Below are 14,443 nucleotides of genomic sequence, written 5' to 3'. Positions count from 1 at the left end.
AAGATGAAATATAAGCAAATTAAACCAAAGAAAATATATGAAGAAGTAGCAGACAGTTTATTGAGCTCCATACAGTCGGGAGAGTTAAAACCGGGTGACAAATTGGACTCTGTACAGCAACTAGCTGAAAACTTTACGGTTGGCAGATCTACAATCCGTGAAGCCTTATCTACATTACGTGCTAGAGGTTTGATTGAAATGCGTCAGGGAGAGGGTACATACGTCAAGGAGTTCTCTTCTGTTGATCTAATCTTTCCACTGCAAAGTGCCATGCTTATGAATCGACAGGATATTCAACATTTATTGGCTGTAAGAAAAATAGTGGAGACAGGCGCAGCAGCGAACGCAGCAGAATCACGTACAGCAGATGATTTGGAGAAGATGGAAACGGCGCTTCATGAAATGAAGGAGCATGCCGGAGATATTCTACTGGGAGAAAAAGCGGACCTAGACTTTCATTTTGCCATCGCAGAAGCAACAAAAAATCCGTTATTGCTAAACTTATTAAGTCAAGTAGCCGAACTGATGAGTGAATCGATGAGAGAGACGCGTCGCATTTGTCTCTACACAGAAACAGCAACAGTAGAGCGTTTACACGATGAACATGAAGCGATCTTTTTAGCTATTCAATCACAGCAACCAGAAAAAGCGGCTAGTACTATGCAAGCCCACCTGTTGAATGTAGAGTCTGTGTTAACGACATATTGGCAGTCGGTACAAGAATAAAACTGTTCACTCACTATACGTTGAGTGAATTTTTTTATAATAATAAATGAATGCTCTGTTAATAGAAGGAAAAGTATAGTATGCTATGTGAAATATTAGTCATCTGATGACCTGTCGACTATAAAGATATTGCGAAGAGGTGAAAGGGATGAAGGTTAGCTTATTTATAACTTGTTTGGTTGATATGTTTTATGCAGACGCAGGCAAAGACATGGTGGAAGTATTGGAGAGACAAGGCTGTGAGTTGTCGTTTCCCAAAGGACAGGTATGTTGCGGACAACCTGCCTATAACAGTGGATATGTTGAAAGTTCAAAGTCAGCTATGAAGAATATGATTAAGACTTTTGAGGACGCTGAATACGTAGTTACACCCTCTGGATCATGTGCGACAATGTTTAAATTGTATCCGAACGTCTTTAAAGACGATCCGAATTGGTTACCACGAGCACAGAAGTTAGCGGATAAAACGTATGAATTCACACAGTTTCTTGTGAATGTTTTACAAGTCGAAAACGTAGGAGCAAAATTAACAGGAAAAGCGACTTATCATCCCTCTTGCCATATGACGAGATTACTAGGTGCTAGTGAAGAACCTAGAAAACTATTGGATCAAGTGGAAGGTCTCGAAATGATCCCACTACCAAACGCGCATAATTGCTGCGGCTTCGGTGGGACGTTCTCCGTCAAGATGGGAGATATCTCGGAACAAATGGTAGACGAGAAAGTCAATAGTGCTATGGCGACAGAAGCAGATTATTTAATTGGAGCAGACTGTGGCTGTCTGATGAATATTGGAGGGCGTGCAGAACGAGTAGGTAAGCCAATCCGTGTAATGCACATCGCACAAGTATTAAATAGCCATGAGTAAATAAAGGTGAGGTGATAAATATGTCGATGAAATTCAGCAAGAAAAACTTTGCGGATCGAACAAAAGATAATATATCGGACGATTTTATGAGACAAGCAGTGGCAAGTGCTCAGGAGCGCTTGCATGGTAGACGACTAGATGCCGCTGAAGAATTGGGCAGTTGGGAAGAATGGCGTTCGCACGGGGAAGAAATTCGTCAGCATGTTCTAGAAAATCTAGACTTCTATTTATACCAGCTAAGTGAAAATGTAGCAAAGCGTGGCGGGCATGTCTTCTTTGCCAAAACCGCTGAAGAAGCGAGTAACTATGTTCGTAATGTTATCAAAGAAAAAGACGGCAAAAAAGTTGTGAAATCAAAATCTATGGTAACGGAAGAGATTAATTTGAATGCTGTTTTAGAAGAAGCTGGCTGCGAAGTAATCGAGACGGATTTAGGCGAGTATATTTTACAAGTAGACGACCATGACCCACCGTCCCATATCGTAGCACCAGCCCTTCATAAAAACAGAGAACAAATCCGCGAAGTGTTCGCGGAGAAGTTAGATTATCATAACACATCCAAACCTGAAGAATTAGCTCTGCATGCACGGGAAAAACTGCGTCAGGAATTTCTAGATGCGGATATCGGTATTACGGGATGCAACTTCGCGATTGCTGAAACTGGCTCTATTAGTCTTGTAACTAACGAAGGGAATGCACGACTTGTATCTGCATTGCCAAAAACCCAAATTACAGTCATGGGGATGGAACGGGTAGTACCTTCATTTGAAGAATTCGAAGTGCTGGTTAGTTTATTGACACGAAGTGCAGTAGGGCAAAAATTGACAAGTTATGTAACGGCATTAACAGGTCCACGCGATGAAGGGGATTTAGATGGACCTGAAGAGTTCCACTTAGTGATAGTGGATAACGGACGTTCTGAAATATTAGGCACGGAATTCCAGTCCGTACTGCAATGTATTCGTTGTGCTGCATGTGTAAACGTATGTCCTGTCTACCGTCATATTGGCGGACACTCATACGGCTCGATCTATTCTGGTCCAATTGGTGCGGTACTATCTCCATTGCTTGGAGGATACGATGACTTCAAGGAGTTGCCGTTCGCTTCTACACTATGTGGAGCGTGCACAGATGCTTGTCCTGTAAAAATCCCTCTTCACGAACTACTTCATACCCATCGCCGTATCATAGTGGAAGAAGAAGGTCGTTCTCCAATATCGGAGAGACTTGCGATGAAGGCATTTGGAATAGGTGCTTCCTCTAACCCGTTGTACTCGATGGGTGCGAAAGTTGCATCCACAGCTATGAAGCCATTGACTAAAAATGATCGCATCTCAAAAGGGCCCGGTCCGTTAAAAGAATGGACAGATCTACGGGAGTTCCCGGCTGTTGGAAATACCCGTTTCCGAGACTGGTTTTATGATCAGAAAGGGGGCAAATAAATATGACAGGAACAATTCAAAATCGTGATGCTTTTCTTGGGAATATTGCGACACAATTAGGTCGTGAGCAGAAGGCGAAAGTAGAAAAGCCTGAATGGAAACATCAGCCTCAACGCAGAGTGCTGGTAAACGCTTCAATTGATGAATTACTAGAAGTATTACGTGTTCAATGTGAGCAGATCCATACAGACATCGTTGAAACAACAAAAGAGGCGCTCCCAGCTGCGGTTGATGGGGTAGTAAAAGCTTACGGTGGCGGACCGTTATCCTTATGGAAAGACGAACGTTTTGCGGAATACGGATTATCTAAGCTGCTAGAAACTGATTGGCCTTCACAACAAATTGAAGTCAATTGTTGGGACACTTCACTTGGAGAGAAGAATATTGAATTGGCCGAGCAAGCAAATATCGGCATCACCTTCAGCGATATGACACTAGCAGAATCAGGCACCGTCGTACTATTCAGTAGCCCGGACAAAGGCCGTTCTGTCAGCCTACTCCCAACACACTATATTGCCTTAATTCCAAAAAGCACACTTGTTCCAAGGATTACCCAAGCATCAGATTTGATTCGAGAAAAACTCAACAACGGAGAAAAAGTCCCGTCCTGCATCAACTTCATCACAGGCCCAAGTAACTCCGCCGACATCGAAATGAACTTAGTTATCGGCGTACACGGACCGGTCAAAGCGACGTATATTGTTATAGAAGATTGCTAAAGTACTAATGGCCAAACTTACTACGGTTCTAGCTAACAATGTAAGCAGAAAAAGCATTTAGTTCTCTTTACTCAGTACGTACGACAGAAGTTTACTCCGGAATTTTTGGGAGAATAGCTTCTGTCTTTTTTATGCACTAGCATTCAGTATTGGAAAACAACAATGCCAACGCACCTATACTTAAAATCCAATTTCTAAAGACAATTTACCACTTGATGATTACTTTACTGAGAAATAGGGAAAATAGTGTATAATGACAGTATTATTGCAGCGGAAGAAGGAGACGACTATGACTTCATCATACAAAGACGACAGCTTAGCGTTACACACAGACCTGTACCAGATCAATATGGCAGAATCATACTGGGCAGATGGTATCCACGAACGGAAAGCAGTATTCGAAGTATATTTCAGAAAAATTCCATTCGGCAACGGCTATGCAGTATTTTCTGGCCTTGAACATATCTTGACATATCTTGAGAATTTCTCATTCACCGAAAGCGATCTAGCTTATTTACGTGAAGAACTAGGATTCGCAGATGATTTCCTAGACTATTTGAAAGACATCCGTTTCACCGGAGACATTTACTCCATGAAAGAGGGAGAACTCGTTTTTGCGAATGAACCAATTATTCGGATTGAAGCAAATCTTATAGAAGCACAATTAATCGAGACAGCATTATTAAATATCGTGAACTATCAAACGTTGATCAGCACGAAAGCAAGTCGTATCAAGCAAGTAGTAAAAGATGATATCGTGATGGAGTTCGGTAGCCGACGTGCACATGAAATGGATGCCGCAGTTTGGGGCGCCCGGGCAGCTGTTATTGGCGGCGTGGAATCCACGAGTAACGTACGCGCAGGAAAGCTATTCGGATTAGATGTTTCAGGTACACATGCGCATTCATTTGTCCAAGCTTATAAAGATGAGTACACGGCATTTAAAGTCTATGCAGAGCGTCATAAAGACTGCGTATTCTTGGTGGATACGTACAACACATTAAAGATTGGTGTTCCGACAGCTATTAAAGTAGCAAAAGAGCTTGGTGACAGCATTAACTTCATCGGAGTGCGACTAGATAGCGGAGATATTGCGTTCCTGTCAAAAGAAACTCGCCGTATGCTGGATGAAGCAGGTTTTCCGGACGCGAAAATCGTTGTGTCCAATGATTTGGATGAGTACACAATTTTGAACTTGAAAGCACAAGGAGCACAAGTAGACATTTGGGGTATCGGTACGAAGTTAATTACGGCATACGATCAGCCAGCACTCGGAGCAGTATATAAAATTGTTTCTATTGAAACGAGCGATGGCGAGATGGAAGATACGATTAAAATCTCAGCAAACGTAGAAAAAGTAACGACACCTGGACGTAAAAAACTGTACCGAATCATTGATCTTGAAAATGGTAAAGCGGAAGGCGACTATATTACGATGCACGACGAGGATCCAACAAAGGAAGAACGTATCAAAATGTTCCATCCTGTTCATACGTTCATCTCGAAGTTTGTAACGAATTTTGAAGCCGTAAACTTACATGAGAAAGTTATTCAGGATGGAGAAGTTATTTATAAAAACCCTTCTGTCTATGAAATTCGAGAATATGCACAACAAAACCTTTCTCTACTTTGGGAAGAATATAAACGATCATTAAATCCTGAAGAGTATCCTGTTGATCTTAGTCAAAAGTGTTGGGACAATAAAAGACGGAATATTGAAGAAGTGCATGAAATGGTCGAAAATTATACGAAACAATAAAAAGGAAGTGGAAGCGTTGACATTGCAGCAAGAAATTATCCAGACATTACGTGTGAAGCCGGAAATCGACCCGCAGCAAGAGATCCGGACTTCCATTGATTTCATGAAGGCATATTTGAAAAAGAATACATTTCTACTGGGATTCACCCTCGGTATTTCCGGAGGCCAAGACTCCACATTAGTTGGCAAGCTGGCGCAAATGGCGATTGATGAGTTGAATGAAGAAGCGGGAGAAGAAAAGTACCGCTTTTACGCGATCCGTTTACCGTACGGTGTGCAATTTGACGAAGACGACTGTCAAGATGCATTGCGTTTCATCAGACCGTCTGTTGTCTATACTGTCGATATTAAGGATGCTGTAGATGCTAGTGAACGAACTATGATTAATGCTGGCATCTATATTACGGATTTTGATAAAGGAAATGAAAAAGCGCGTGAACGTATGAAGGTACAATATTCCGTAGCCGCTGTTCATCACGCCGTCGTTCTTGGCTCGGATCACGCTGCTGAAGCTATTACTGGTTTCTACACGAAATTTGGTGACGGGGCAGCCGATCTTATGCCGATCTACCGTTTGAATAAGCGCCAAGGGAAACAATTATTGGAGGCGCTAGAATGTCCTCCGCATTTATACAATAAAATCCCTACAGCCGATCTAGAAGGTAATAAACCTGCGATTCCGGACGAAGTGGCATTAGGTGTAACATACGATGAAATTGATGATTACCTCGAAGGCAAAGAAGTGTCAGATGAAGCACGCAAGCAAATAGAAGGACATTATTTGAAATCAGCCCATAAACGACACTTGCCGATTACAATATTTGATGAATTTTGGAAATGAAAACTGCCGACCTTTTTAAAGACAAAGGGTCGGCAGTTTTTCTGTTTGTCGGAGTTATGTGTTTCAGGTATGATAGTCACATATAAAAGGCGGATTCAGTTCGTGACGGGGGAGAACAACTATGCATGCACAATGGATCGAACGGGTATTGAACAACGTAGAAAAAGTTATTGTGGGAAAAAGGGATATAGCAGAATTAAGTTTGACCGCCTTACTCGCAGGGGGGCATGTGTTATTGGAAGATGTGCCGGGTGTCGGTAAGACGATGCTAGTAAGAGCGCTGGCTACCTCAATTGGCGCACAGTTTAAGCGGATTCAATTTACGCCAGATTTATTGCCGTCGGATGTTTCCGGCGTGTCTATTTATAATCCGCAGACTATGCAATTCGAATTTCGTCCAGGACCTTTAATAGGAAACATTATATTGGCGGATGAAATTAATCGGACATCACCGAAAACACAAGCTGCGTTGTTAGAAGGAATGGAAGAAGCTTCGATTACAGTAGATGGCACAACTATTCAATTGCCGAAACCGTTTTTCGTTATGGCAACACAAAATCCTATTGAATATGAGGGAACGTACCCTCTGCCAGAAGCTCAGTTAGATCGCTTTATTTTCAAATTAAAGATGGGTTATCCGACGAAGCAACAAGAGATAGAATTATTAAAAAGAGCGGAAAGTCAAACGCCGATTGACGAGATCGAGGCTATTCTAACGGTTGATGAATTACTTGAATTACAACGTCATGTGCGAGAAGTTGTAGTAGACGATACGATTGCTTCCTATATTGTGGATTGTGCAGATGCCACTCGTCAACATGAATCAGTTTCGTTAGGCGTGAGTCCGCGTGGCTCGATGGCGCTAATGAGAGCATGTCAGGCCTATGCATTCATAAAAGGACGCACGTTCGTGTTGCCGGATGATGTGCAATATTTAGCAGCGTACGCATTTACCCATCGAATGATACTTCGCCCTGAGGCAAAATACGAAGGAATTGATGCAGAGGCAATCATTAGCCATATTCTTGATTGTCTGGAAGTTCCGGTCATGCGTAGGTCGGCTACTTTATGAAGCAGTTGCAGTCATTCGGACGCTTCGCAGGTGTCATTGTCATTGGTGTGGCTGCGTATGCCTTTGCGAAATTTCAAGGGAGTTTCGTTAGCTGGTTTGTTTTCTACACGTTAATACCTTTCGTAACGTATTCCGTGCTTCTCTTCTTATATCCGTTACGAGATATAACGATTGCACGACATATTGATCAACATCATGTTACGAGAAATGGACAAGTATCTATTCGAGTAACTCTAAAAAGGAAGCTACCCTTCCCTTTACTATATGTTGTTCTTATGGATAAACGAGTGCACGCTAAGCACCAAAAAGTCGAACGGAACATCACGCTTCTAGGATTTCGAAAGACGTATGAGTACACCTATTTGCTTAAGAACGTTCAACGTGGAGAATATACTTTGCCGGAAGTGACAATAGAAGTAGTGGATTTTTTTAATTGGATTCAAAAAAGAAAAGTGTTTACCGTTCGCGATAATTTTTTGGTCTATCCAAGTATAACCACGATCGTCTATGAATCAGGATCGAATGGGGTGAGTGGTGGTCAGCGACTTTCTACGTATATGCTGGCAAAGGATGCCACTACATCATCAAGCGTCAGGGAATATGCGCCAGGTGATCGAATGTCTTGGATTCATTGGAAGTCGTATGCACGTACTTCGAAATTGATGACGAAGGAATTTGACGAACAGCGATCCGAACAATATACGTTGGTACTCGATTGTGGAACATCCGAAACATTTGAAGATGCGGTAGGGTTTGCTGCATCAATTGTTGCATCTGCCAGGCAGAATCAATCCAAGCTGACCATGATGACAGCTAGTGACCATCCGAAAGTTTTTCCATTAATACAATCCGCCGATCAGACACGGCAAGCTTTAGTGCACCTCGCCAAAATTCAATCTGAAGACATGCAAAAGATTAAGTTACCGGTAGAGAAAACCATATCTGAAGGTGCATTGTTGCTTATTACAGGTAATCTTCGCATGGAGTTCATTCGTACTCTGTTGACGCATACTCGTAAAGCTTCCACAATAATTTGCTTTGTCATGATGGCAGACGAAAAGGCCGCGAAAGCACTAGAACCTATTGTTAATCAAGTGAAAACGCTTGGTATTACTGTGAAATTAATCTATCCGTCAAATCGTTCGTCGGCTTTAAATAAGGCGGTGACTCTATGAAGAAAAAGACATTAGATTGGAAAGTGCTTGTTTTTTTGTACGCACTCAGCACCGTATTGCTATGGGAATGGTTTATCCCCATTATGGATTTAACTGATTTTGGACATCCTTCTTTATTCATTACCTATTTGGTGCTTTTTTTTACATTGGCATTACTTCGACTGCCATGGTGGATCAGTGGCACGGTTCAGATCCTTTATGTGTTATGGGCTATACATTATATGTATTTTGATCAATTATGGATATCTATACAGGCGACAGGCGAAATAGTAGCAGACGTACAGCGGAACATCCTATTTCTGATCCAAGGTGATCTTGGTGAATTATCGAATTTATTCCGTACGTTATTATTGTTTACGCTAGTTTGGATGATAGCTTATTTACTTCGTCACTGGATTGAAGTTCGTCGTAGTATGATGATGTTCTTCGGTTTCACGGTAATTTTTGTCTCCATCTTGGATACGTTCACTCCATATGATGCGACTTCCTCGATTGTCAGAATCATGATTGTGGGCTTATTAATCATAGGGTACCTAACATTGATTAAATTATCGGATGATGGAGCGTTGTCACTTCGTCCGAAACGACTACTTCTCCTTTCATTGCCGGTATTACTGATTGTTGTGTCTGTTGGGTTGCTTTCAAAACATGCACCAGTATATCCTCCTGCTTGGCCTGATCCTGTACCGTACTTATTATCGTTAAGTGGAGTAGAAAATAATGATTCCGACAAAGGGCTAGCTAGCGCTGGGTATGACCCTGACGATTCGCAGCTAGGTGGTGCATTCGTTCAAGATCATCAATTAGTGTTTGAAGCAACCGTAGATGAACGACAGTATTGGCGTATCGAAACGAAAGATACATATACTTCAAAGGGTTGGGAGCAAGTCCAAGAAAACAATAAAGAACTATTATTTACAGGTGAAGATCTGATTGATCACCCGGAGAAAAGTGAAATGTCAAAAGCCATGTTGTTATTTGCGGAACCTCTCCCATTTTTGGCTACCCCGTATGGAACCAACAAAGTTTCTTCACCAGAAGGGCTGCATCTAATGCATGAAGTTGCTGCAAACCGATTGTATCTACTGATGGGACTTCAAGAGAAAGTAAATCAGTATGAATTGGAGTTTACACAACCGGAATATGTCATGTCTGAATTACAAGAACCCGAAATGGTGAACTATGAGACGGTAGCGGAAGACATGAGTCATTTCGTCCAACTTCCAGAGGGGTTGCCTGATCGAGTCACAGAACTTGCGTTATCGATCACGAAAAACGAAACTGCTGTCTACGACAAAGTGAAGGCTGTTGAGCAGTATTTTAAAAAGAATGGTTTTGTTTATGATACGCAAAATGTTCCTGTGCCAGATGATGATCAAGATTATGTGGATCAATTTTTATTTGATACAAAAAAAGGTTATTGTGATAACTTTTCAACGTCTATGGCGGTCATGCTTCGGTCGGCAGGCATACCAACACGCTGGGTAAAAGGGTTTGCACCTGGTAAGGTGGCGATTGAAGCATCAGGGGAAAGTGTCTATCGCGTAACAAATGATGAGGCGCATTCATGGGTAGAAGCCTATATTCCTGAAATCGGGTGGATGCCATTTGAGCCTACATTAGGGTTTACACATCCGACAGATATTGAATTTGATATTCCAAGTGTTGATCCGGAAGAAGAGGAGATCAAACAGACTATAAAACCAGAAGTGGAAAAAGAGAAAGTGGCTCCAAAGAAGATTAATAAATCTCCGTTATTTGATGCGTTTAAACAAAAGCTTACGTGGTGGTTCTCTCAGTGGTGGCTTTATGCACTGCTACTCGCGTTAATTATAATTGCAAGCATCGTTCTGTATAGCCGAAGAAGCAATTGGTTACCGAAATGGCGTGTACAACAGCTTAGAAAGCAACCAAACGGTCGCGAGAAGTTTGAACAGCAATATACTCAGTTGTTACAACAATTAGCTCGTATCGGTGCACCAAAAGATACCGCAATGACACTCTCAAATTATGCAGTACTTATAGATGAACGATTTGGTGGAAATCGAATGACAGTCTTAACTAATGCATATGAAAGAGGAATTTACGGGAATGACTGGCAGTCACAAGAGTGGGATAAGTTAAATGAAGTGTGGGAAGATTTAATTATTAGCACTACATATTGATTTTTCAACAAAATATGCGTAAAATATGTAGCGGATGATGCAAGAAATGCTCTCGACATATTTTGCACTAACGAACGTCAGCTATCATTGAATAGTAGTACCTGTATTCTTTGATAGAAGAGACGCGTGGAAAGTTGACTTTCTCACGCGTCTTTTGTAGTTGAGTCATGAAATGGTACTAAAAAATTGGAAGAGGTGGATCAGTTGTCAAACGCTCCTGTATTAGCTGGACAAGAAAAAATTGTAGTTCTCGATTACGGCAGTAAATATAATCAGCTCTTCACGCGTACAATTCGTGAATTTGGTGTGTATAGTGAGTTGCACGCACATACAACGACTATTGAAGAAATTAAAGAAATGAATCCAGTCGGTATCGTACTTTCAGGCGGTGCAGCATCTGTTGGAGACGAGCAAGCGTATGATATCGATCCGGCAATATTCACATTAGGCATTCCTGTGCTGGGTATCAGCTACGGAACACAGTTAATTGTCAATCATTTTGGCGGTACCGTAGAAAAGAGTACAAATAGCAAAAATAAAGAAGAAACATTAACAGTGGAAACTGCATCCGCATTGTTTGCTGGTTTAACAGAGCAACAAAATGTTTGGGTAAGTCACAGTTCTAACGTTGTGGAATTGCCTGAAGGCTTCATTGCATCTGCAAAAGACTCTGCTGATAATATTGCAGCAATTTCAAATGATGAACAGCAAATTTATGCGATTCAATTCCACCCAGAAGATCACCGTTCAGAGAACGGCAAAGACTTCCTACGTAATTTTGTTTTTGAAATTTGTAAAGCATCGGGCGATTGGACGATGGATCGTTTCATTGAAATCGAAATAGAAAAAATCCGTTCAACGGTTGGCGATCGTAAAGTGCTTTGCGCGCTAAGTGGCGGCGTAGATTCTTCAGTAGTAGCTGCTTTGATCGACCGTGCAATTGGTGATCAATTGACATGTATTTTTGTTGATCATGGTTTGCTTCGTAAAGGCGAAGTTGAAAGTGTCGTTAAGACCTTCAGTGAACAGTTCAGCATGAACTTTATTAAAGTGGATGCGCGTGAACGTTTCTTGAAGAAACTTGAAGGTATTACAGAGCCTGAACAAAAACGTAAAATTATCGGCAATGAATTCATTTACGTATTCGATGAAGAATCCGCTAAATTGGATGGCATCAAGTATTTAGCACAAGGTACGATCTATGCAGATATTATCGAAAGTGGTACTGCAACTTCAGCAACTATTAAATCTCACCATAATGTGGGCGGTTTGCCTGAAGATATGGACTTCGAGTTAATCGAACCATTACGTGCATTATTTAAAGATGAAGTACGTGCAGTTGGAGCAGAGCTTGGTTTGCCTGAAGAAATCGTTAATCGTCAACCTTTCCCAGGTCCAGGCCTTGGAGTTCGTGTACTTGGTGAGATTACAGAAGACAAACTCAATATCGTTCGCGATGCAGACTATATTTTGCGTGAAGAAATTGCAGTAGCTGGCCTAGATCGTTCAATCTGGCAGTACTTCGCGGTATTACCGAATATCCGTAGTGTAGGTGTTCGTAATGAACAGCGTTCGTACGACTATGCAATCGGCATCAGAGCAGTTCATTCTGTAGACGGTATGACGGCTGACTGGGCTCGTATTCCATTTGATGTGCTGGCTAAAATCAGTACACGTATTACTGCAGAAGTTGACCAAGTCAATCGCGTAGTGTATGACATTACAGCAAAACCACCGGGCACTATTGAGTGGGAATAAAATAAACAACAGAATATGATCGTATAACGCTGGGAATATGGCCTGGAAGTCTCTACCGAAACACCGTAAATGTTTCGACTACGATTCAATATATAGAAGAGTTCTTTCTATTGAATTAATAAAGAGGCATGCGAATCCATTTCGCATGCCTCTTTTTACACAATAAAAGTAAGGAAGGTCACAATGAAAAAATATTTTGAGTTTGAGAAACTAGGCACTAACTATCGTCGTGAAATCATCGGTGGAATTACTACATTTTTAGCCATGGCATATATTTTAGCGGTTAACCCGATCATGTTATCTTTAGACGTTGTACCCGACCTACCTGATTCCATGCGAATGGATAAAGGCGCCGTGTTTGTTGCAACGGCACTTGCAGCTGCTGTCGGAACTTTATTTATGGGTTTAATCGCCAGATATCCGATTGGGTTGGCGCCAGGAATGGGATTGAATGCATTCTTCGCTTTCACAGTAGTATTGACGTATGGCATTCCTTGGCAAACGGGATTGACTGGCGTATTGTTCTCCGGATTAATCTTTATCGTTCTTTCATTAACTGGTTTACGCGAGATGATCATCAATGCCATACCCGCACAACTGAAATTTGCGGTAGGAGCAGGTATAGGTTTATTCATTACGTTCCTCGGTCTGCAAAATGCAAATATTATTGTAGGGGATGAAAACACGTTGGTAGGCTTGGGCGATTTAACAGCTGGTCCAACCTTGTTAACAATCTTTGGGTTAGTAATCACGATCATAATGATGGTGCGGAAAATCAAAGGTGCTATTTTCTACGGTATGATTATGACAACTGTTTTAGGTATGGCGGTCAGTCTCATAGACATTCCGCACAAAGTAGTAGATAAAATCCCATCGGTCGCTCCGACATTCGGCGCGGCATTCGACGCAATCATCAACGATCCAGGTTCATTGATGACAACACAATTCCTGGTTATCGTCATCACATTCCTTTTCGTAGACTTCTTTGATACTGCAGGAACGCTAGTTGCAGTAGCTACGCAAGCAGGTCTGATGAAGGAAGATCGTCTTCCACGTGCTGGTAATGCATTGCTTGCAGATTCGTTGGCGACAGTAACAGGAGCAATAATGGGTACATCCACTACTACTTCTTATATTGAATCTACTGCGGGGGTCGCAGCGGGGGCTAGAACAGGGTTTGCTTCTATTGTAACGGCCTTATTGTTCTTGCTAGCCTTATTCTTCTCTCCTTTACTACTGGTCATCACGCCTGCAGTTACGGCTCCTGCTTTAATTATCGTAGGGGTGTTGATGGTATCGACATTAGGTAATATTGAATGGACACGTTTTGAAATTGCGGTACCTGCATTCTTTACAATTATTGCTATGCCGTTGACGTATAGTATCGCAACAGGAATCGCGATCGGCTTCGTTTTCTATCCAATTACTATGCTAGTGAGCGGAAGACGTAAAGAGATTCATCCGATTATGTACGGGTTATTTGTGATTTTTATTTTGTATTTCATTTATATCAAATAATAAAAAACCGCTCTCAAACTCAGTAGGGGAGCGGTCTTCTCTGTTTTTTTAACTGCTTTTGAAGCGTTGAAAGTATTGATTTCAAAAATATTTAAAGAGAAATTGAAAAAAACATGTTTAAAGTTGTTGACAGTTCAAATAGTGCCTGATATAGTAATAGAACAGTCAAGAACGCGACTGCAACACGAACCTTGAAAACTGAACAGCAAAACGTTAACGAAATACAGTTTGTGCCTGGCTTGCCAGTGACACAAACAAAATGAGTATCTTAATTGATGCCAGCAAATGAAACTCGAGCTAATCGAATTTCTCTTATGGAGAGTTTGATCCTGGCTCAGGACGAACGCTGGCGGCATGCCTAATACATGCAAGTCGAGCGAACTGTTGGAAGCTTGCTTCC

General features: G+C 41.6%; 11 protein-coding genes, 1 rRNA gene and 1 riboswitch. All 12 genes read left to right on the top strand.

Annotated elements, in window-relative coordinates; translation table 11 throughout:
- The first annotated feature begins 3 nt into the window (after window positions 1-3).
- Window positions 4-726, top strand: coding sequence for a FadR/GntR family transcriptional regulator (locus Q7P97_RS02930; RefSeq protein WP_303966338.1), 723 nt, complete (start codon window positions 4-6; stop codon window positions 724-726).
- Window positions 727-874: 148 nt separating this feature from the next.
- A complete protein-coding gene (locus Q7P97_RS02925; protein ID WP_303966335.1) occupies window positions 875-1,594 on the top strand; it encodes a (Fe-S)-binding protein in 720 nt (239 codons plus the stop codon).
- A 20-nt stretch (window positions 1,595-1,614) separates the two neighbouring features.
- Window positions 1,615-3,036 carry a LutB/LldF family L-lactate oxidation iron-sulfur protein gene (locus Q7P97_RS02920; protein WP_303966332.1) on the top strand — a complete coding sequence of 474 codons (1,422 nt, stop codon included), beginning with the start codon at window positions 1,615-1,617 and terminating at the stop codon, window positions 3,034-3,036.
- A gap of 2 nt (window positions 3,037-3,038) precedes the next feature.
- Complete coding sequence (locus tag Q7P97_RS02915) at window positions 3,039-3,755, top strand: LutC/YkgG family protein (RefSeq protein WP_303966329.1); 717 nt, start codon at window positions 3,039-3,041, stop codon at window positions 3,753-3,755.
- A gap of 289 nt (window positions 3,756-4,044) precedes the next feature.
- Window positions 4,045-5,514: a nicotinate phosphoribosyltransferase gene (locus Q7P97_RS02910; RefSeq protein ID WP_303966327.1), complete on the top strand. Its 1,470-nt coding sequence runs from the start codon at window positions 4,045-4,047 to the stop codon at window positions 5,512-5,514.
- Window positions 5,515-5,530: 16 nt separating this feature from the next.
- Complete coding sequence (nadE, locus tag Q7P97_RS02905) at window positions 5,531-6,355, top strand: NAD(+) synthase (RefSeq protein ID WP_303966392.1); 825 nt, start codon at window positions 5,531-5,533, stop codon at window positions 6,353-6,355.
- Between the two features lie 121 nt (window positions 6,356-6,476).
- A complete protein-coding gene (locus Q7P97_RS02900; protein ID WP_303966324.1) occupies window positions 6,477-7,427 on the top strand; it encodes an AAA family ATPase in 951 nt (316 codons plus the stop codon).
- On the top strand, window positions 7,424-8,602 hold the full coding sequence (locus Q7P97_RS02895; protein WP_303966321.1) for a DUF58 domain-containing protein: 1,179 nt from the start codon (window positions 7,424-7,426) through the stop codon (window positions 8,600-8,602). The genes Q7P97_RS02900 and Q7P97_RS02895 overlap by 4 nt, the downstream gene beginning before the upstream one ends.
- Entirely contained in the window at window positions 8,599-10,767 is a 2,169-nt protein-coding gene (locus Q7P97_RS02890) for a transglutaminase-like domain-containing protein (RefSeq protein ID WP_303966318.1), read from the top strand. Before Q7P97_RS02895 ends, Q7P97_RS02890 begins: the two co-directional genes overlap by 4 nt.
- Window positions 10,768-10,971: 204 nt before the next feature.
- Entirely contained in the window at window positions 10,972-12,525 is a 1,554-nt protein-coding gene (guaA, locus tag Q7P97_RS02885; RefSeq protein WP_303966315.1) for a glutamine-hydrolyzing GMP synthase, read from the top strand.
- A riboswitch (purine riboswitch) is annotated at window positions 12,525-12,626 on the top strand. It overlaps the preceding gene by 1 nt.
- 82 nt (window positions 12,627-12,708) lie before the next feature.
- Entirely contained in the window at window positions 12,709-14,043 is a 1,335-nt protein-coding gene (locus Q7P97_RS02880) for an NCS2 family permease (RefSeq protein WP_085427167.1), read from the top strand.
- 311 nt (window positions 14,044-14,354) lie between these two features.
- Window positions 14,355-14,443: ribosomal RNA gene (locus Q7P97_RS02875) — 16S ribosomal RNA — on the top strand; the annotation flags it as partial.

This window comes from Sporosarcina ureae (genome assembly GCF_029267015.1).
Lineage (GTDB): Bacteria > Bacillota > Bacilli > Bacillales_A > Planococcaceae > Sporosarcina > Sporosarcina ureae_D.
The sequence above is the reverse complement of the archived record's forward strand: the minus strand, read 5'-3'. Positions and strand labels throughout refer to the sequence as shown.